The 20,840-nt window shown below is 38.1% G+C and carries 21 protein-coding genes and 1 other RNA gene; 17 read left to right on the plus strand and 5 right to left on the minus strand.

The genetic code is table 11. The features are described from left to right. Positions 1-237, plus strand: coding sequence for a hypothetical protein (locus AC2YHV_RS03345; RefSeq protein WP_095396079.1), 237 nt, complete (start codon positions 1-3; stop codon positions 235-237). Between the two features lie 33 nt (positions 238-270). Here the strand turns inward: AC2YHV_RS03345 and AC2YHV_RS03350 are convergent, their stop codons facing one another. Next, positions 271-486, minus strand: a complete 216-nt coding sequence (locus tag AC2YHV_RS03350; protein ID WP_063576292.1) for a helix-turn-helix domain-containing protein — start codon at positions 484-486, stop codon at positions 271-273. A 197-nt stretch (positions 487-683) separates the two neighbouring features. Here AC2YHV_RS03350 and AC2YHV_RS03355 point away from each other — a divergent pair, with 197 nt between their 5' ends. Continuing rightward, positions 684-977 (plus strand): hypothetical protein, encoded by a 294-nt coding sequence (locus tag AC2YHV_RS03355; protein ID WP_487372581.1) that lies wholly within the window; start codon positions 684-686, stop codon positions 975-977. A 429-nt stretch (positions 978-1,406) separates the two neighbouring features. Here AC2YHV_RS03355 and AC2YHV_RS03360 read toward each other — a convergent pair whose 3' ends face one another. Further along, positions 1,407-2,468, minus strand: coding sequence for a DUF3900 domain-containing protein (locus AC2YHV_RS03360; protein ID WP_106026435.1), 1,062 nt, complete (start codon positions 2,466-2,468; stop codon positions 1,407-1,409). Between the two features lie 504 nt (positions 2,469-2,972). On the opposite strand from AC2YHV_RS03360, the gene bcaP reads away from it, so the two are divergent. Together bcaP and AC2YHV_RS03370 are read left to right on the plus strand one after the other, a co-directional pair. After that, positions 2,973-4,385 (plus strand): branched-chain amino acid transporter BcaP, encoded by a 1,413-nt coding sequence (gene bcaP / locus AC2YHV_RS03365; RefSeq protein WP_187049371.1) that lies wholly within the window; start codon positions 2,973-2,975, stop codon positions 4,383-4,385. Between the two features lie 522 nt (positions 4,386-4,907). Beyond that, positions 4,908-6,206 (plus strand): protoglobin domain-containing protein, encoded by a 1,299-nt coding sequence (locus AC2YHV_RS03370; protein ID WP_487372582.1) that lies wholly within the window; start codon positions 4,908-4,910, stop codon positions 6,204-6,206. Between the two features lie 324 nt (positions 6,207-6,530). Here the strand turns inward: AC2YHV_RS03370 and tatA are convergent, their stop codons facing one another. Next, positions 6,531-6,737, minus strand: a complete 207-nt coding sequence (gene tatA / locus AC2YHV_RS03375; protein ID WP_145505702.1) for a twin-arginine translocase TatA/TatE family subunit — start codon at positions 6,735-6,737, stop codon at positions 6,531-6,533. A 361-nt stretch (positions 6,738-7,098) separates the two neighbouring features. Between tatA and ssrS the strand changes: the two genes are divergently transcribed. The 6 genes from ssrS (at position 7,099) to AC2YHV_RS03405 (ending at position 12,788) form a co-directional block, all read left to right on the plus strand. After that, positions 7,099-7,286: non-coding RNA, 6S RNA (gene ssrS, locus AC2YHV_RS03380), on the plus strand. A 326-nt stretch (positions 7,287-7,612) separates the two neighbouring features. Further along, positions 7,613-8,980, plus strand: coding sequence for an MFS transporter (locus tag AC2YHV_RS03385; protein ID WP_034312106.1), 1,368 nt, complete (start codon positions 7,613-7,615; stop codon positions 8,978-8,980). A 299-nt stretch (positions 8,981-9,279) separates the two neighbouring features. Then, positions 9,280-9,468 carry a hypothetical protein gene (locus tag AC2YHV_RS03390; RefSeq protein WP_053534951.1) on the plus strand — a complete coding sequence of 63 codons (189 nt, stop codon included), beginning with the start codon at positions 9,280-9,282 and terminating at the stop codon, positions 9,466-9,468. Between the two features lie 720 nt (positions 9,469-10,188). Continuing rightward, entirely contained in the window at positions 10,189-11,160 is a 972-nt protein-coding gene (locus tag AC2YHV_RS03395) for a glycoside hydrolase family 43 protein (protein WP_487372583.1), read from the plus strand. 123 nt (positions 11,161-11,283) lie between these two features. Further along, positions 11,284-12,534, plus strand: a complete 1,251-nt coding sequence (locus AC2YHV_RS03400; RefSeq protein WP_268565895.1) for an MFS transporter — start codon at positions 11,284-11,286, stop codon at positions 12,532-12,534. Between the two features lie 35 nt (positions 12,535-12,569). Next, entirely contained in the window at positions 12,570-12,788 is a 219-nt protein-coding gene (locus tag AC2YHV_RS03405) for a hypothetical protein (RefSeq protein WP_487372584.1), read from the plus strand. Between the two features lie 28 nt (positions 12,789-12,816). On the opposite strand, the gene AC2YHV_RS03410 is transcribed toward AC2YHV_RS03405, so the two are convergent. Next, the gene (locus AC2YHV_RS03410; protein ID WP_054395923.1) at positions 12,817-13,143 is read right to left on the minus strand and encodes a YnfA family protein; all 327 of its coding nucleotides are present in this window, start codon (positions 13,141-13,143) and stop codon (positions 12,817-12,819) included. A 356-nt stretch (positions 13,144-13,499) separates the two neighbouring features. On the opposite strand from AC2YHV_RS03410, the gene AC2YHV_RS03415 reads away from it, so the two are divergent. The 4 genes from AC2YHV_RS03415 (at position 13,500) to AC2YHV_RS03430 (ending at position 18,075) form a co-directional block, all read left to right on the plus strand. Continuing rightward, a complete protein-coding gene (locus AC2YHV_RS03415) occupies positions 13,500-15,164 on the plus strand; it encodes an amidohydrolase (protein WP_487372585.1) in 1,665 nt (554 codons plus the stop codon). Between the two features lie 77 nt (positions 15,165-15,241). Next, complete coding sequence (locus AC2YHV_RS03420) at positions 15,242-15,463, plus strand: DUF3311 domain-containing protein (protein WP_034312093.1); 222 nt, start codon at positions 15,242-15,244, stop codon at positions 15,461-15,463. Between the two features lie 17 nt (positions 15,464-15,480). Continuing rightward, positions 15,481-16,947: a sodium:solute symporter family protein gene (locus AC2YHV_RS03425; RefSeq protein WP_487372586.1), complete on the plus strand. Its 1,467-nt coding sequence runs from the start codon at positions 15,481-15,483 to the stop codon at positions 16,945-16,947. 180 nt (positions 16,948-17,127) lie between these two features. Next, positions 17,128-18,075 carry a DMT family transporter gene (locus AC2YHV_RS03430; protein WP_487372587.1) on the plus strand — a complete coding sequence of 316 codons (948 nt, stop codon included), beginning with the start codon at positions 17,128-17,130 and terminating at the stop codon, positions 18,073-18,075. Positions 18,076-18,412: 337 nt separating this feature from the next. On the opposite strand, the gene AC2YHV_RS03435 is transcribed toward AC2YHV_RS03430, so the two are convergent. Next, positions 18,413-19,498, minus strand: coding sequence for an MBL fold metallo-hydrolase (locus AC2YHV_RS03435; RefSeq protein ID WP_487372588.1), 1,086 nt, complete (start codon positions 19,496-19,498; stop codon positions 18,413-18,415). A 263-nt stretch (positions 19,499-19,761) separates the two neighbouring features. Here AC2YHV_RS03435 and AC2YHV_RS03440 point away from each other — a divergent pair, with 263 nt between their 5' ends. The 3 genes from AC2YHV_RS03440 to AC2YHV_RS03450 are packed head-to-tail and all read left to right on the plus strand — an operon-like array spanning position 19,762 to position 20,684. Next, on the plus strand, positions 19,762-20,181 hold the full coding sequence (locus tag AC2YHV_RS03440) for a type II toxin-antitoxin system SpoIISA family toxin (RefSeq protein WP_487372673.1): 420 nt from the start codon (positions 19,762-19,764) through the stop codon (positions 20,179-20,181). After that, complete coding sequence (locus AC2YHV_RS03445; protein WP_487372589.1) at positions 20,178-20,504, plus strand: type II toxin-antitoxin system SpoIISA family toxin; 327 nt, start codon at positions 20,178-20,180, stop codon at positions 20,502-20,504. Before AC2YHV_RS03440 ends, AC2YHV_RS03445 begins: the two co-directional genes overlap by 4 nt. Further along, the gene (locus AC2YHV_RS03450) at positions 20,505-20,684 is read left to right on the plus strand and encodes a hypothetical protein (protein WP_034312075.1); all 180 of its coding nucleotides are present in this window, start codon (positions 20,505-20,507) and stop codon (positions 20,682-20,684) included. Positions 20,685-20,840: the final 156 nt, after the last annotated feature.

The raw sequence follows: 20,840 nt of genomic DNA on the forward strand, positions 1-20,840 counted from the left end.
ATGAAAATAAAAAAAAGCCAAAAGTTCGTACAGTTAGACGTAAGGAATTGGGATAATACAGAGTTAGTAGAAAGTTTATCTGAGATTTGTGGGACTAGTAAAGAGTATGAAAATGATGAAGTAGAGGTTCATCAAGTTGTGGATTTAGGTAAACTTAAAAACGAATGGAGATATTTAATCATTCTAAATATTTCACAAGACCTGGATAATCTAGGAGCACCAGTAGACCATTATTAAAATTTAAATAGAATGCTTAAGACCACCAGTCATTTAAGATTGGTGGTCTTCTTCTTTTACATGAGCAATTATATCCTCGATTTCACAATGAAGTACATCACAGATTTCATTAAGAACTTTCATTGATACAAATTCATCTTTTCCTATCTTAGCCAATGTAGATGATGAAATTTTAGTTTGTTTCTGTAAATCAACCTTACTTATTTTACGTTTGTGTAGTGTAGCCATTAAGGGTGCATAGGTGAACATGTAACCAACTCCTTTAGGTTTATAATGAATATCTTTAGTTTAGTGTACCATAGCTTCAAAAAAAGATGAAATTTCTTCTGAGATGGTATTGACAACCATAATTGGTAAATGCTATATTATCTTTAGGAAAGCGAAGGTATAATTCGAGTAAATGGACGTAATATTCGATATAACAAAACAAAGGGAGCGGATAAGGGATGACAAATCAGACAGTAGCAGTAGAAGGTAAAGAAATGGTAAGAGAAACTTTCGGAGTATTCACAAACTTGGGCATTGAACTTAACTTTAACCAAAATTCGGACAACCAAAAACAAGCACTAATTGAAGCGTTATATAAACTTGAAGGAATCTCTACTATTGAAATGAAAATTACATTAAACGATGGAACAGTCATTGTGCCTAACATAAACAATTGGAATCACAAATGCGAAAATATCTCAGTTTTCGATGAAGCAGATGACTACATGAATTACAGTACAATGTTTTTATAAAACCTTGCGATCTCGTAACATTTAAAAGGAGGCGAAAAGATGAAAAGTTATAACTCCATTCTAAACGAGTGGGGTTTTTATAATTTATAGAGAGAAAGGTAAGGGAGGGATAAATTCGGATACTTCTATGGCGTTTTTGTGAAGACATTCGAAGTGAATTATTTAGAGAAGATAACTGATTTGGGGTTTAGCTTGGAGGATTAACATATATAGAAGAAGCTAGGTCAATACTTTATTACAAGAAAAAACTACTAACTATAAGTTAGTAGTATGGTCAAATTTAGAGTAAATAATAGAGGTTTGAGAGTTTGAATTTTAGTTTGAAAATTGGTCACAAAATTGGTCACAGATTTGACTGAAACCATTGTTATAAAGCAATAATTACATGATTTATTGGTCACAATTTATGGTCACATATATTAAAAAGAATCAACTTTTATTTATGATTTTTTCGATTAGTATTTGCAAATCATCCGGCTTATGAAACTCAATCGGCGAAACGCCTTTATCGAATTCTATTGTATTGGATTCTATCATCAATACATACTTCCCATTAATCTTTCCTAAATGGATGCTTTCGCCAAAATCGGCTAACAGTCCTTTGACGGATGTACTGCCAAGCTTCATTCGCATTTCGGCTTCAGGTGTATGCTCGACAATCTGGGCTGTGGCTTCGACGACTTGGTGTGTTTCTAGGCGTTCCTGAATTTCCCGCTTTTCACTGGTTTCCCAGATTTCCAGGTCCTGTTCGAATTTCTGCAGTTCGTCACTGTTTTCTTCGAATTGAGCGGATACATGTTCATGGACCATGTGTATGACCTGGTTTTTCATGATTTCCGGCATCGATTCGCCATATTCTACGAACTTCAAAAAGTCCTCGAAGTAGCGGGCATGTGAGGCTTGATGGATTTTCAGCTCGGCTTCTTCGACCATTCCTTCTTCGGGCATGTATGGGTATTGGATGGATTTCATATTTTTAGTGGTGATTGCCATTTCAACGTGCCTAATCAAGGTCCGTTCATCCGAAATGGAAGCAACCTTTGGCTCAAAATCACATTTTAGTAAGAAAACGAATGGTTCATCAAGATATTTCGTTAATTTTGCCGATGCAATTATGAAGACACCGCCACGGACGGCACTTGTATCAATATAAGATCGCGTGAATTGTTCATTTTCCTCCTGGAATTCCTGTTTTGTTTTTGCATATCGAACACGGTTAAATACATTGTAATTAGGGTTGGAATCAAGTGCATGTCCTTCTTCGACAATAAAAGATCCAATTTTGGTCGGTATTTGTTCAGTTTTTGGATGACGGTCGACTTTCCGTTTGGAAATCTTCATCAATTCCCCATCCAAAAAATCCTTTAGAGGACTTTCTTCGTATTCTTCTGTATCAAGAGTTTGGAAATGTTTAAAGCGCTTATCAGCCTGATCGCCTTTTCCTTCGACTTGGATTAAATAAAAAGACAGATAGGTAATTGCAAAATCCATGAATGTCACCTTCTTCAATTATTAAGCATAATTCCCGTACTTTTTTTAAGACTTAATAAGTATAGTGATGTACTTTGATTCCGTCAAACTATTGGCGCATGAATGATCAGAATAATATTGGAGTATTATTTCATAATAATACATATACAAAAATAACGAATGATCCAATATTGGATTAAAAATATTAGAACTTTTACAAGAAAAAATTAATCGAAATACTCTAATAGCTTACTTTATTGATATTAAAATAATGAATTGTTCATCCTTATTTGTTAAATATTGATATTACTGTTGAATATTAAGGGTTCCCTTCCAAATAAAATTTAAAAAACAGAATTTTACAATAATAAATCATTGACGAAGGAAGGGGTAATACGTATAATTTGAAAGTCAGACAATTCAGGAATTGTAGAAATTTGTCGAAATTTCTTCGATATAAATGGTGAGTGAATTTATTTGTCTGTAGTTTTCAGAATAGTTTATAAAATTTACGGAGGAAAAAACATGAGTATTTTTAGGAAGAAGTCCATTGAGGACTTGTTGAAAAACGCAGGTTCCGGCGGTAAAGGATTGAAACGGGAACTAGGGGCTTGGGATTTAACGATGCTAGGAATCGGAGCGATTATTGGGACAGGCATATTTGTATTAACAGGTACTGGTGCAGTGAATGCTGGTCCTGCACTTTCATTATCTTTCGTCATTGCTGGGCTTGCCTGTTTATTCGCTGCACTTTCTTATGCAGAATTTGCAGCTTCCGTGCCGGTATCCGGTTCGACTTATACGTATGCTTATGCAACTTTAGGTGAATTCGCCGCTTGGATAATCGGATGGGATTTGATTCTTGAATACTTATTGGCTGTTAGTGCCGTATCGGCCGGGTGGTCGGGCTATTTCCAATCATTTTTAAGTGGATTCGGAATTAACTTTCCAGAGAAATTGACGGCGGCACCGGGTTCGGTCGAAGGTGTCACGACTTATATGAACTTGCCGGCCTTTTTGATCGTCATGGCGATAACCTTTTTGATTTCCATAGGTACGAAACAAACGACTAGAATCAATAATATCATGGTCGTTATTAAAGTGTTGGTAGTGTTGTTGTTCATCGTTTCTTCTATTTATTATGTGAAACCGGAAAACTGGCAGCCTTTCATGCCATTTGGTATCGATGGAGTATTTTCAACTGCCGCCTTAATGTTCTTTGCTTTCATCGGCTTTGATGCAGTTGCATCTGCGGCTGAAGAAACAAGAAATCCAGGTAGGAATTTACCACGGGGAATCCTCGGTTCATTAGTCATTTGTGTAGTGCTTTATATGGCGGTAAGTTTGATCATGACTGGTGTGGTACCGTATGCACAATTCAGCCAGGCTCTTGATCACCCGATTTCTTTGGTCTTGCAAAGCGCAGGACAAAATTGGGTTGCAGGTATCATCGATCTAGGTGCCTTCCTCGGAATGACAACGGTGATTTTGGTAATGTTGTATGGCCAAACGCGAATTATGTTTGCAATGTCACGTGATGGGCTGATGCCAAAATCCTTATCAAAACTTCATAAAAAATATAAAACACCTTATGCAGCTTCATGGATATTTGGTATGATAGCGGCCCTATTGGGAGCATTCATACCTCTTGGTGAATTGGCAGAGTTGGTCAACATTGGAACATTGACTGCATTTACGATGATTTCCGTAGCGGTTATCGTCTTACGTAAAACAAGACCGGATATGAAACGAGCTTTTTATTGTCCGGCAGTACCGCTCGTTCCTGGCCTGGCAATCGTTTTTTGTGTATTCTTGATGATTCAGCTAGGGAGTCATACATGGATAAGGTTTTTAATCTGGATGGCTATCGGAGTAGTCATTTACTTCGCTTATTCCCGTAAGCATTCCAACCTTAACCAGCAGGAAAAAGATCATTGAAAAAGACACTTTTTGAGCGTTTCAGTTTGACGACTAAAGGAGTTAGGAAGGCTATCTCCCCGAACCAAGATTTTAAATGAAAACTTGGTTATCCTTCATGTTTTTGTTTTTCGCTAGCTATTTATTCAGCAGGAGTGTCGCGAGCTTATCCAAGTGTTCGAAATGAGTCCAGCCTACAGTTTTTTCTTAAAAATATATTCCGGTTGATTGGAACGGAAGGTACGAGACTCCTACGGGAAAAGAGCGTCCAATTGAGACCCCCACAGGCACCAAGAGCGCCGAGGAGGCTCCCGGACCGCCGGCGGAAAGCGAGTGCCCTACGTTCCAATCAACGTTCATATTCTACACTCTCTCAAAAAAAGTATACGGTCTGAGACACTCTCTGGAGTGTCTTTTTTTGTTTGGACATATATCGTTCATAAGTATTATGTGAAAGAAGAAAATTTTTCAAAGTGAATTAAGATAAACAGACTTTATGTCGAAATAGTATATATGGGTTAAAAAATGGGGGGCAATTTAATCATGAAAAGAATATGGAGAAATAAACAAAAGATAGATTCTATAGACTATACGCAATATAAAGAACACGTCAGTATCAATATCAGGGAATATCCGAGCGTATTGAATCAAGTGGAAATGATTCATTTGAGCATCGAGGATTTGTGTATAATTCGTTCTTTACAGGAACAAGTGAAGGAACATTTGACACAAATTGTAGAGAACTTTTATAAAAATCTAGAAAATGAACCCTCTTTAATGAAAATCATTAAGGACAATGGTTCTGTTGATAGGTTGAAAAAGACACTGCATCGTCATATGTTCGAAATGTTTAGCGGAACCATTGATGATGCGTATATTAAACAGCGTTATATTATCGCACAAGTACATGTGCGAATTGGACTTCAGCCAAAATGGTATATGAGTGCATTTCAGGATTTATTGCAATCATTGATCATTCATGTGATTTCCAACATAAAAAATATTGAGCAATATCAAGATAACATTCTGGCTGTCACTAAAATTTTTAATTTAGAGCAGCAAATAGTTTTAGAAGCATACGAACTTGAAAATGAGAAGATTCGCCAAAAAGACTTAGCAGAAAAAGAGACGATGAAACTACAGGTCAATCATAATGCAGAGGAATTGGCAGCAATCAGTCAAGAGACCAGTTCAGCAACTCAATTAATGGCAAATAAGGTAGGGGAAATTCATGATTTCACCCAAAAGGGGTCCGAGATTGCCATACATGCAGAGGGAAAGTCAAATGAGGGAGTCGAACTGTTACAGGGATTAGAGAAAAGATTGGTAAAAACGCAGGAGCAAATGACGATCATTTCAAAAGATATGGAGCAGCTTTCCAATACTTCAAAGGAAATTGAACGAATTGTCACGATCATCACTTCCATTGCCGAGCAAACGAATTTGTTGGCGTTGAACGCAGCGATTGAAGCGGCAAGAGCCGGTGAAAATGGTAAAGGATTTGCGGTTGTCGCTGGTGAGGTAAGGAAGCTATCAGAAAATACCAAGGACTCGGTTTCTGAAGTAGTGAAATTGGTTAATGGAATCGCCCATTTTACCAATGTCATGAACACGTCAATTTCCATGGTTAGCGGGGAAATTACTAAAGGTACGAAACAAGGAAAAGAAACGGGCATATTTTTTACTGATATAGCAAAGGCCATGCTTTCTGTGAAAGAGCAGAATATCAAGATCACCAAGGAAATGACAGAGCTGAATGAAATATTCGATGAAATTAATGAAGCGTTCAATCAAGTGGCCGTTTCCTCGGATCAATTGACTCAATTGACAATGAACTTGTAATGAAGTTGAACGGTTTTGCAGAACAGCTCTATGACTCATTTGTATTTTAATAAACAACTCGATAGAATATATCTAAAACCCCCAAAGCAGTCTATAGAATATGAATAAACTATAAATAGGGATTTAAATCACTTCCCAATGGATGCCGTTAACAGGCTGCTCATTAAATCACTTGATAAAATATAAGTTTAATGTTATATTAATAAAGCGATGAGCTAATTTGTGTAAGTCGAAGAACAAGCTTTTAGCTAAACGTCGGGATGTGGCCTGACGGTTCTGCGCCACAAACGCATCAAAGACGCCTGCTGCGTGCAGGCGTCTTTTTCATTTTATCGTTTCTTTTTTTGCAGCTTGTACGTCATCTTTGAATTCCTCTTGTATTTCTTCTGTTATTCCCTTGGTTGCATCTTTAAATTCCCTAAGTGAGTTGCCGACTGCCCGTCCGATTTGAGGCAGCTTGTTCGGTCCAAAAACAATTAAAGCTAAAAGAAGGATTAAAATTAAACCGGGAAAACCAATGTTTGATAGCATAATCAGTCACTCCAATCAAATCTATTAGTTAATATTATAGACTCCTTCCATGTATTTGCAAATGGTATTTAGAATATATTATAGTGTTGAACATCCGATGATCTTTGGAAGACAAACGCTTTCAATTCCGTCTCCATTTTATCTTGCACATTCTATCTTAAAATATTTACTTACCCAAGTATGATATTCCCTGAAATGATATCAATGAAAGTGGGGGACGGATAGTGTAATCAGAGTGCCATTTGACGTTTTGGGCATGAAACTAATTTGGCTGCACCAGCTTAATGTCCGGCATGAAATTTTTTTGTTGCATGGGAATGATTAAACTTGCAAGTTTGAAGATATTTCGGTATTATAACTATACAAGCTGCGTTGTTCGTAATGATAATTAAGTTTTAACCTTTAAGCTGTAATAGGGAGTTTTATATTGAAACAGGAATGTTATGCCTCGTCACTGACTTGGACAACAGGATTGCTTCTGCAAACACCCACTTTGAGGAGTGGTGGTTTAAAACTTTCTTACTTGAATACGGCAATAGCGGCTTACTACTTTAATAATTAGAAACCAGTCCGATAAGGGACTGGTTTTTTGTTGTTTTATAGTTTGGAACGTTGAAGATCCGTATAAAAAAAGATGATATCCAGAAATTGCGAATACCATGTTAGTAACGGGGTTATGTGAAGGCTTCAAGAATTATGAATAATATGTGAAAGTTTTTATTGAAATATCAGATAATTAGCATTTATAATAACAATTAGATAACTCGGTTCACTATTTGTATAAAAATATGTGAGTCGAATATTTTTTGAATGATTACGTAAGCGCTATCATTTGGATGGAATTATTGCAGTCACCTAGAGAGGAGAAAGAATTTATGGCTAAAATTAATACGACCGAGGTAATTAGCAACAGTAAATTTAATCGCTTTCATTTAGGATTGCTGGCATGGTGTTTTATCATTATCCTTTTTGACGGCTATGACCTTGTCGTTTACGGAACAGTCGTCCCGTTATTGACAGAGGAATGGAACCTTACTTCCGTGGAAGCTGGGGCCATGGGCAGCTACGGTCTATTTGGAATGTTGTTCGGGGCCATCTTCTTTGGTACATTAGCAGATCGGATTGGCAGGAAAAACGTAATCGCGATTACACTTATTTTATTTAGTTTATTTACGCTTTTATGTGGATTTGCGGATACGCCTACGATGTTTTCGACTTTCCGATTTCTGGCGGGGTTAGGGCTTGGGGGCATCATGCCGAACGTCATTGCCTTATTGACGGATTATGCACCGAAAACGATGCGGAGCATGGTCGTTTCAATCGTTTTGTGCGGTTACTCATTCGGAGGGATGCTTGCGCCGATACTGGGCATCCTGGTTATGCCGACACTGGGTTGGGAATCAATATTCTGGTTTGCCGGAATACCATTGTTGTTTTTACCCTTCATGATGAAACGATTACCAGAGGCTTCGACCCATCTGATCAGAGTCAACAAAAAGGAAGAACTGATCAGAATATTATCCAAGGTAAGTCCGGAAAGTGAATTCGACATCAAGGACGAACTTGTGGAAGTGAAAAAAACAGAAGCCAATATGCCGATTGTTGGATTGTTTAAGGATTCCCGTACTCTTAGCACATTGATGTTCTGGATCGCCTTTTTCATGTGCTTATTGATGGTATATGGCTTGAATACATGGCTTCCAAAGCTAATGATCGAGGCAGGGTATGCGTTGAATTCAAGCTTAGGTTTCTTGATCGTCCTTCAAGGCGGCGCTATCGTAGGCACGCTAATCATCGCTAAACTTTGTGATCGTTATGGTTCCAAGAAAATGCTTGTGCCGATGTATGCGCTTGGTGCTGTAAGTTTGACGCTATTGGGAATGGGCGGAAGCTCATTTGTGATTTACACATTGGTAGCGATTGCTGGAGCCTGTACCATTGGTGCCCAAAACCTTGTACAAGCCTATGTTTCCCAGTACTATCCGCCGAATATTAGATCGACTGCACTAGGGGTGGCATCTGGTATCGGAAGGATCGGCGGTATGCTCGGGCCCATACTCGGCGGATTTTTATTATCCATCTCGCTGCCCATCCAATTGAATTTCATCGCCTTCGCCATTCCGGGTCTCATTGCTGCAGTTGCCTTATCATTCGTTCCAGTGAAAATGGCATATTATAAACATGATCACTCGGAACCAACTGAAGAAATGGGCGTAGAAGCCAATAAAATGAACGTCTTGTGAACTATATGCATGAAATGCAGTGCTTGGATACCCATGCTGTCATTTCATGCCTATTTGTTTTTTTAGTCTTTTTTGCCATAAATGACATGGAAAATTGACAAGAAATAACGTAAAGGTTTTCCAGAAATTGTTTTGCGTGACCTACTTTTGAGAAAAGTTGCTTAAATGTTCATAATTTCGCAATATGAGTCACTCTTACTATAAAGAATAAATGTTAGAATGAAGGTACGGATAATTAATTCTCCCTTGAAGTGGAGCGAACTAGAAATTAATCTCATCTTTTGTGAGGAGTTAATACTTTGAAAATTTTAAAACATGTAATTTTTTGGTTATGCATTATAGGGACATTATTCTCTATGATTTATTTCTTTGTAGCGGACATTCCGTTATATGTTAAATTGTTAGGCGGAGCCATCATCCTTTATCTTGGTTATGATTTAATAACTGAATCAAGGAAAAGAAAGCGTAAAGAAGCCTTGGAAGCTTAAAACTATATTAGGTAAAAGCCCTCTATTTCTAAGTGGGCTCAGGCTGTAGTCAAACTCGATGAAAATCGATTTGGCTACAGTTTTTTTATGGCTTGTACAATTTGAACGTTGATTGGAACATACAAACTGAGCCCTCTTTTGATAAGAGGGCTTTTTTAAGCGCATCAAGAATTGGGCAATCCTTAGTTTAATAATTTGACCATGGTATTCGGAGGGAAAAATTTCATGTATCGAGTGTAAGCAAACTTGTCAATAAGGGGAAAGTGATTTCTGGCCACAAGTGGTTTTATAATTGCTTGAATTATAGACAAGATAGTAAACATAAAGGTTTCGATATAGAAATGGTTTTTCTCAGTGTCACCATTCACCTTTCAATCTAACAAGGTTCAAATGAATTTTAAAAGATGTACGTATAAATTATGCAATATATTCATCTAAAGTTTCAAAATAATAACAAAAGAAAGCGTTGACATCTTTAAAAAGACAAATTATTATTTATTTGTACGGATAAATATTAAGAATATTTACACTTTTGTAAAATTAGTCCGTATTAATTATCGATTTATTTATCATTAAGATTTATCGGACGGAGCAAAAAATATTAAATATATCCAATAGGGGGGGATCTCAGCCGTCAGAAAAAATTTCAGATATCGTTATCGAAATAGATAATTGCAACAAGATTCAAAGAGTAGACGTAAACACAAAGGAGACTAAAATATGAATACAATGCAAACTTATAAGAACCCAATTGTTGAACAAAGAGCAGATCCTTGGGTATATAAGCATTCGGATAACTATTATTATTTTGTTGCATCCGTACCAGAATATGACCGACTTGAAATCAGGCGATCTAAAACTATTCAAGGAATAGGTAAAGCGGAGGCTATTACTGTCTGGAGAAAAAATGAGACTGGACCGCAAAGCTCACTAATTTGGGCTCCAGAACTTCATTTTATAAAGGGAAAATGGTACATCTACTTCGCTGCAGCGAGAACGAACCAACCGGTAAACGGAACGTTCGACCACCGAATGTTTGCACTTGAGAATGAAAGTCCCGATCCATTAAAGGGAGAATGGATTCATAAGGGACAAGTTAAGACAGAATGGGAATCTTTTTCATTAGATGCTACCGCTTTTGAACATAAAGGTATTTTATATTATGTATGGGCTCAAAGGGATTTTAACATTAAAGGGAATTCCAATATATATATTTCGGAAATGGAAAATCCTTGGACAATTAAGGGGCCGCAGGTAATGCTTTCAAAGCCTGAATTACCTTGGGAGACTATTGGTTTCCATGTAAATGAGGGTCCAGCAATGCTTAAAAGAAATGGAAAGGTTTTCATTACTTATTCATGCAGTGCAACTGATGATAATTATTGCATGGGTTTACTTACGGCTGAGGAAGATAGTGATTTGTTAAACCCTGCTTCTTGGACTAAATCTCCAAATCCTGTTTTTCAAAGTGCACCGGAAAATGGACAATATGGACCAGGTCATAATAGCTTTACAGTTTCAGAGGATGGGAGCGAGGATATTTTAATTTACCATGCTCGTAATTATACCGAAATTGAAGGGGACCCCTTGTATGATCCCAATCGCCATACACGGGCACAAGTATTTAAATGGAACCAGGATGGCTCTCCAAACTTTGGGATCCCATTACCGGATGCGGTGAATAAAAGTTAAAGTAAAAGCTAGTGATGAAATATTAATATTCAGCTTGGAATCTTTCTGCAATGCCGTGGAAAGATTCACTTGCATTTTAGCATAGTTAAATTTGACTTATATAATACGTAAAGGGGACCTTATATGAATGTTTCTAAAGGTTTTTGGAATTTTGGAGGACTATTTTATTTTTACTTTATAATTTGGGCAATCGTTCTTGGTTTCCTCCCATTATGGTTAGAAGATGTTGCCGGTCTTAACCCAAGTGAAACAGGCATTGTTTTTTCATCGATGTCATTAATTGCACTATGTTATCAACCTTTTTTAGGAATCATTTCAGATAAATTGGGATTCAAAAAAAACTTATTTTGGGTTGTCGTAATCCTTTTAATGTTTATGGGGCCTTTCTTCAGCTTCCTTTATGCCCCATTACTAAAAGCGAATATAGTTATAGGAGCAATTATAGGAAGTGTATACCTTAGTGCAGTATTCAACGGCGGGGTGGGGGTTGTTGAATCCTATATAGAAAGAGTGAGTCGTAATAATGGTTTTGAATATGGCAGGGTAAGGTTATTCGGATCTATAGCAGGGGCTACGGCCTCATTGATTGGGGGAGTAATGTTTGTAAAAAACCCTAATTCAATTTTTTGGTTTGCATCAGGTGCTGCAGTTTTTTTAGCTATCTTATTATTTATGGCTAAAATAGAAGGTCAAGACCATATCAAGTCAGGAGGCTCGAAGGATAAAGGAAATGAAATTAGTAAAAAAGCTGTTTTTTCGATATTTAAAATAAAGAACTTCTGGTACCTTTCATTCTTAATAATCGGTACGGCCGCCATATATGATGTGTTCGATCAACAGTTTCCTAACTATTATGTACAATTCTTTTCTTCTAAAGAATATGGAACGGATATATTTAGTAAGCTAGTCTCCATTCAAGTTGGACTTGAAGCCATATTAATGATTTTTGCCCCTGTGATCGTAAATAAAATGGGTGCTAAAAATGGGCTGATTCTTTTCGGTGTATTAACTTTCGTTCGTATTTTTGGAAGTGCAATAGCTACGGGCCCTGTTCTCTTATCAATATTCAGGTTGATTGCAGCTTTTGAAATGCCCTTACTCTTAGTTTCCATTTTTAAATACATTACAGGAGTATTTGATACTAGGCTAAGTGCAACCATTTATTTACTGGCATTTAATTTTGCAAAACAGAGTGCCATTACTATTTTTTCTTCCGTAGCGGGTAGTATGTATTCATTCATGGGTTTCCAAAACACATATTATTGCTTAAGCGCAGTTGTTTTACTTGTTACCCTTATTTCTTACTTTACTCTATCAAATGACAAAAAAATGCAAATCGAAATTAAACCGCCCCTTTATAGTGCAACTAACTAATAAACATGAGTTGTATTCTATTTGGGATCCAGTTTATGAAAAAGATTATCATAAATTATGTATGCGTTTTCAAATGTTTAATTGAAGAACTTTGCGACACTCTGCAAGAAAAACTTGGTAGCCGAGACACCAAGACGCTTGCTTTGGTGAGACTTGGCAGACAGTTGGCGGAATGGGAGCCGATTTCTGAAAAGCTGGAACGTTTTTTTATAAAAAAACGTTCCAGCTTTTCTTTGAGTTTGTCTATAGTCTGATTAAAGGGTCTTATGCCCTTTAATTCTTTTACTGTCTAGGGCCCCATATAATGACTGAAACACCGATCAAACAGATTACAGCTCCAATCCAATCATATAAATCAGGGGTTTTCTTATCGATGCCCCACCCCCATAAAACAGAAAGAACAATGAAAACCCCGCCATATGCAGCATATACACGGCCAAAGGTAGGGAACGTTTGAAATGTTGCAATGATGCCGTATAACACCAACCCGAAACCTCCGGCTAAACCTAGAAAAATGGATTTACCTTCTCTTAACCAAAGCCAAATAAGGTAACCGCCGCCAATTTCCGCCAGACCAGCCATTACGAAAATTACAATAGTAACCAACATATATGTATACCTCGCTTCCTCGTTGAAATTTTATCATAGATGAAACGGTAAATGATCATACTTTACAGTGTTGTAAGTAAATTAACTGGGCATCATCGTTTTGGCATGAATATGATTCTTCATTTAATTTAGTTTTAGTATGATGAGGTTGAAATATATTGCAGAATATTCTGACTTATTATTGACTTTTTAAAACGCTGTGTGTATCATTCACTATTAAGTGGTACTGACGTTGTGATGAGTTGGTGTAAAGGCATTAAAAACAACTTCAATCTAATAGAAGGAGGTAAATAAATAGCGGAAGTGTCATTACGTATAGAGGAATTTTTGAATAACTCATTAAAGGAGGCATTTTTATGGTTCAGGTGGATCTCTTGATAACGAACGCAAACGTTTTGACATTAGATGAAAAAAGTCGCATTGGAGGTTCTGTAGCAGTAAGTAATGGAATCATCATCGGAATCTGGACTGAAGCGAAACCACCTCGCGCGTCCATTGAATATAACAGCCGGACACAAGTTATCGATTTAAAAGGCGCAACATTGCTTCCGGGCTTTATCGACACCCACAACCATTTATTGATGTACTCACAGTTTCGAAAACAAGCAAACTGTAGCTCGCCCCTTAACCAAACCATTGAAGATATACAAGCCCGCCTTCTTTCCATGGCTAAACAAACTGAAAAAGAGAATTGGATTTTGGGTTTTGGGTATGATGATACTCTTTTAAAAGAAAAAAGGCATCCAACCCGTGCTGAATTGGATGCAGTTGTACCTGATCATCCCGTTTTCATCAGGCATGTATCCGCACACTTCGGAGTGGTTAATTCTGCAGCTCTTAAAATGGCAGGAATGGATGAAACTGTTTTGGACCCTCCTGGTGGACATCTAGGCAGGGATGGTTCAGGGCAACTGAATGGTATTTTATATGAGCTGCCTGCCATGAATATGGTTGAAAAGAAGATTCCGGCACCGTCTTTGGATTTATTGGTTTCATTATTAAGCGAAGGCTCGAAGGATTACTTAGAAACAGGGATCACTACAAATACTGACGCCGGTGTAGGGTTGAATATGGGCATAGTTGAACTGGAAGCCCATCTTAAAGCAATCGCGGAAAGAAAAAATCCATTGCGAATGCGCTTAATGGTCATGCACAATCTCCTGCGGGAAGGAAATGAATTAGGAAAATATACTGCTAATGAACTTAATCTGGAAATTATTGAAAAGTCCTGCGGTCGTGCTCGTCTTGATAGTGCTAAGTTGTTTCAAGATGGGTCAATTCAAGGGTTAACAGCGGCATTGCGGCAGCCATACCATTGTAATCCTGGTGTTTCCGGAGACTTATTACACGAACAAAATGAATTTAATGAAGAAATTCTTGATTTAAACAAAAGGGGGTTTCGCATAACAACGCATGGAAACGGGGATAGGGCCATTGGCTCCATATTAGATGCTTATAAATTTGCACTGAAAAAAAATCCACGCATCGATCACCGCCACCGAATTGAACATTTGCAAACGGTGACTAAATCCGATTTAGAACGAATGAAAAAGCTTGGCGTAGCAGGTTCATTTTTCATTAATCATGTTTATTATTGGGGGGACAGGCATAAAAAACTTTTTCTTGGGCCTGAAAGAGCCAACAGTATAAACCCCTTAAGAGACGCACTTCTAAATAACTTGCTATTTACTGTGCATTCCGATTGTCCAGTAACACCTATCTCACCGTTATTTTCAGTTTGGGCTGCAGTTAATCGCATTACGATGGGAGGGGAAGTATTAGGGCCTGAACAAAGGATAGACGTTGAGAGTGCACTGCGCTCAATGACGATATGGGGGGCGGAACTTAATTTTGACGAAAAGAATACCGGAAGTATCGAAATCGGAAAGAGAGCGGACTTCGTTATTCTTTCAGAAGATCCATTGAAGGTCGACCCATTGGAAATTAAGGATATTCCAGTTCTTGCCACTATCGTGAATGGTCAGGTTTTATACCAGAAGGATTGGAGTTTAATATATTGAAAAAAGTTGTTAAACTTAGGAAATTATGCGATAGGAACGCATCATTAATAACCTTATAAAAGGAAAGGTGGAGAATTATGTCCCGCCGAAAATTAGCTGGTATATTCATAGGTGTGATCATTCCATTTATAGCCATTGTTGGTATCATCCCTTTTATTGCGAAACTTGATTTCAGTGTAATGGGAATACCTATCCTTTATTTTTGGGTGTTTTTATGGTTTCCGCTGACTAGCCTTTGTCTTTGTATATCTTGGCATATTTATGATCGTCATCAATATAAAAATGAAAAGATGGGGTAGATGAGGAGGAATGGATAATGGCGGCGATTGTGTTTGGATCTATTATACTCTTATCAATTGGAATAGCATTGAACAGTCGGGGTGGTAAAGGGAAAGTTGGTGTTGAGGAATATTTAGTCGGGGGCCGATCATTCAGTGGAATATTACTATTCTTCCTCGCAGTAGGTGAAATTTATAGTATAGGGACAATGATTGGATTTCCAGGAGGAATATACGCCAAAGGTCCGGGATATGGCATCTGGTTTCTAGGTTATATACTTCTTGCTTACCCCATTGGATATTATATGGGCCCTTTAATGTGGAGAGCCGGGAAAAAATACGGGGCAATGACACTGCCGGATATTTTCAAAGGGCATTATTCCCATAGAGGATTGGAACTGGTAGTGGCAATTTCCGCATTGCTCTTCATGATTCCTTGGGGACAGTTGCAATTTGAGGGACTCGTCGTTGCGCTTAACGCCTTGGGGTTTAATTTATCGCCGACACTGTCAGTCATTGTTTCAGGGTGTTTAGCCTTTATTTATATATCGATTTCAGGTGTGAAAGCTCCAGCACTCATTTCTATCCTTAAAGATATAATCATGCTTCTAGCGATCATAATCACCGGGTTTGTGGTTATAAAAGAAATTAACGGAGTGTCAAACCTATTCAATTTGGCTAAGCAACATGGAGCGATGGTTACGATAGATAAATCGGAAGATGTCGTTTTCAGCATGACCACTATATTTTTTCAAGCATTAGCCTTCTATTGCATGCCGATCATCGTTGCTGTCGTTTTCACTAGTAAGTCAGAAGGTACGATTAAGCGCACGCAAAGATTTATGCCCTTGTACATGTTGATGTATCCCTTTCTCATACTAGCTTCATATTTTGCTCTTGTTTCAATCCCTGATTTAGACAATCCAAACCATGCCTTCATGGCAACAGTGACAAGCATCCTTCCTCCTTGGGCTGTTGGTTTAGTGGCTGCTGGGGCAGCTCTCTCGGGCATTTTAGTACTTGCCGTAACTAGTTTGGCGGTTGGAGGTTTAGTTTCCAGGAATTTATTAAGTAATGTTCCTGAAAAATCTCAAAGAAAATGGGTCCAAATTATTGTTCTTCTCTATCTGTTGTGTTCGATGGGGTTAACATTGCTGGTTCCGAGCTTGATGCTGAACTTGATCAACACAGCCTATTATGGTTTTGGGCAATTCCTGCCTGGATTATTATCGATTTTCTTTTTCCGCTCCATAAGACCTGCAGGTATTGCAACGGGCCTCATTGCGGGGGATCTGTTCGCCATAGGAATGCATCTGGCTCAGATGAATTTCTTGAATATTAATATAGGCTTAATTGCTTTATTGATAAACTTCACAGTTGCTTATGCCATCAGTATGTATTTGAAAAGAAAACAGAAAGCCCAGACCGCTTTTGAAGAACCAATTGCCTGCAATAGTATTGTATTAGAAGAAACCTATCCAAAAAACTCTGTCATTGTCGATTAATATTTCTTACGATAAGGTGCATTCAGATTTAATTCAACCATACATTATTGTAATAGGCTTAAATTCGTTAAATATCCAGAAAAAGACCAGTTTTTTTACCTCTAACTTGGGTTGCAATACAGATGCAAGGGGTACTATACCTAAATAGGAATATAGTAATCTAGTTGAGGAGTTGCAGCCATGAAATCCCGATCATTTGCATACATGTTAGCGCTATTTCATTCAAGTATTGTCGGCCTATCTTTTTTATTCACGAAAATGGCGATTGCTGAATCGAATCCGCTTGATACTTTGGCGTTCCGGTTCACGATTTCTTTCGCCATCATTTTATTCCTGGTCGCCGTAAAAGTCATAAAGGTGAACTATTCTTGGGAGTCGGTTAAAAATCTTGTACCGCTTTCCCTATTATTCCCAACTCTTTTCTTTGCCTTTCAAACTTTCGGACTTAAGTATTCGCAATCCACCGATGCTGGAATTCTGTCAGCCGTCACTCCAATTCTAACATTGATGATAGCTGGATACTTCCTTAAGGAGAAAACATCTTTATATCAAAAACTTTCGATTGTCTTGTCGGTAGTTGGGGTCATTTTTATTTTTGTGATGAAAGGGAGCAGCATCAATTTTTCTGACATGCTTGGGATGGTATTGATCCTGCTATCCTGTATTGCAACTGCTTGTTATACAACGATGACCCGTTCACTTGCCAGGAACCATACCCCAGGTGAAATGTCCTTTTTCATGATGGGAACAGGCTTTGTCATTTTTAATGCAGCTGCACTCGTTACCCATTTAAAACAAGGTACGATGGCGGAATTCTTTACACCATGGTCGAGCATGGAATTCATCAGTTCCATTTTGTATTTGGGAATATTGGCTTCATTGGTCACTTCATTATTATCCAATACGATTTTATCAAAAATAAAAGCGTCGCAAATGAGTGTGTTTGCCAATCTTTCCACTGTTGTCACGATTGCGGCAGGAGCTCTCATTCTAAATGAAAAGCTTACGATCTATGATATATTGGGTTCGATACTAATCATTTTAGGTGTAATAGGCACGAATTATTTTGGCGTGAAGAGAGAGCATTCAATAAAAGTGAATCTTGAGTATAATGAAGGGAAATTGTAAATGAAAAAGGTCCATCCCAATATGGATGGACCTATCGACTGTAGACAAACTCGATGAAAATCGAGTTTGTCTACAGTTTTTTTGGCTTGTATAAATTTGGACGTTGATTGGAACGTAGGGCACTCGCTTTCCGCGGGCGGTCAGGGAGCCTCCTCGGCTTTCGCCTGCGGGTTATCCCCTAGACGCGCTTTTCACGCAGGAGTCTCGTACACCCGCTCCAATCAACTTAGATATAACATTTAGATAGAAACCAGACCTGAGGGGGGAAGGTATTGCTTTGGGTCATTTGGTTCGGGAACATCATTTGATGAATGATACGTTTTCCGAACCCCTTTTTTCATTTCCACCATCTTGATTGAGGGAAATCCGTTGAACCAAGCACTACCGGTTCGCCTATTTGAGGTGTGCAGACCTGGACACCCAGGTCATTGGCCGCTTTTGTTACCCGTTCTATCGGATCTGTCCAGTCATGAAAAGACAATGTGAAACCTGCCCAATGAATGGGGATCATCCGTTTTCCTTGTACATCGATGTGTGCTTGAACAGTTTCTTCCGGAATCATATGGATGGTTGACCAACGTTCATCATATTGGCCGCATTCCATTAAAGTTAAATCAAATGGACCGTATTTTTCGCCGATTTCTTTAAAATGGCTGCCATAACCACTATCGCCGCTGAAATATACCTTTTCTTGTTTTCCTTTAATTATCCAAGAACACCAAAGTGTCGTATTGCCATCGCCTAGACTTCTACCAGAAAAATGCCTTGCAGGTGTACAAATAAATTGCAAGTCCTTGAATGAAGCTTCATCCCACCAATTATGTTCCTGAATCAGTTCTTGTTTAACGCCCCATCTTTCTAGATGTCCACCGACACCGAGTGGGACAATGAACTGGTTGACCTTATCTTTTAATTTCTTTATCGAGAAATAATCCAAATGATCGTAGTGATCATGTGAAAGCAGGACGGCATCGATAGGAGGAAGCATATCGATATCAAAAGGCAGCTCCCCGCTAAAGCGCTTGTTCCCGAACCATGGAAAGGGAGTGGGTGCTTTGCCAAACATGGGATCCACTAAAATGGTTTTCCCATCTAACTCCAACATGAATGCAGAATGACCAAACCAGGTGATTTTATTGGAATTCTTAGAAACGGGTTCTTTTGTTCCAATTACAATGGGACTGTCGGGCCTCCTCTTTGGATTAGGTTTTATGAAATCACGTAAAATGGAACCAGTATGCTTAAGACTCATCGCTTGACTGGCAGGAATCTGATTTTGGAATTTCCCTTTGGCAAAATTCTCTTTAGTAGTGAAACTTTTTACCTTTTCTTTGTTTGTCCGTCTTCCAAGCGGAGGATAGAGGTTAAGGAAAAGTAACAAGAGTATAAAAGTAGAAATGAGGATCTTAATAATTTTCATCATGGTAGCTTCCTCCAATAGTAATCATCATAGCTTTTATTAATACATATCATATCATAGAATTTATACGGTTATTTACTATGATGTCCCACAATATAAATGATAAAGATATCTGCAAAATCACATTGGGTGGAGTGTTTTTTCTTTTGGCAAATGTTTAAGTTTCACCCGTCTCAGGCAGGGAATAGAGGTATATATAATGAATAATATAGAGGACGGGATAAGGAATGTAGCAGCTGAATGGTAGGGGGATAAATCGATTGTTAATGTTTTTCAGAGTCTTTGTATGGGTAGTATTTATTGCATTATTAGCCTATGTCATTCTTTCTTGGAAATATAAAGAGAAGGTTAGTAAAAGGATTGAAGCGATTCGAAAAACCTGGTATATCATTTTTATACTGGGAGCACTGATTTATTGGAATTTCTATCCGATGAGCATTTTTAATGAGTGGGAAAATTTCTTGATCATGGCTATCGTATTCATCCTGATTGATATGTTTGTGTTCTTGAGCATGTATATATCGAAGATTGGCGATAACGAACTATCCTATGCAACAAAAGCCGTTGCGGAAAGTGATAAACTATTAACGGATAATAGGGAAAAGGTCAAGAATATGTTCCATCTCCTAAAGAAAGAAGGAATACCTGAGTATTATCAAACGAATAAGGAATACTTGGCTTATTGAGCATTCTCCTTCAAGCATATGCAGCAAAGGAAGGGATGAACGTGAAAATCCTTCCTTTCAAAACCGAACAGGACAAGCAGTCGGTGATAAATGGGGTTCCGAACTTGAATGGCAGTACCATTCGTGCTACATTGGAAAGAGAAGATACGTATTATAATGATGAAGAAAAAATGGCTCTGCAGCCTGTTAGTATTTTGATGGAACCCTATATCCTTGACGTTAAATCAGAAAGCTTCGTTTCAGAAGTCGATTGTTTATTGATAGCATTATTAATCATGATGTTCGATATGGTCATAAAACAAAAACCAGGTGGTGAAGGATAAATGAGCATTTATGATAAAGCCGGCAACGACGTGTCAGTTGCCGTAATCAAACCACAGGTTAAAATACCCGATGTAGGATTAAGTCCCCACACTAAAAAAGTGATGAAACAGAACGAACGCATCATTCTGAAACAAAAAGAAAAAGCTGCACGCTTCAGCCGGTTAAAAAGTGTTTTGTGAAAAGGAAGGCGTTTTTCCTTTCCTTATGATATTTAATGGTTAACCCGCATATACTATTCAAAATCAAAGAATAGGAAGGGTCTTTCAGAATATGAACAAAAAGCCCGAGAGAGTTAACATCCCGGTCCCCTCCGCTTCACCATCCGAGAAACGGAT

It is taken from the genome of Peribacillus sp. SRI_006, from assembly GCF_057586375.1.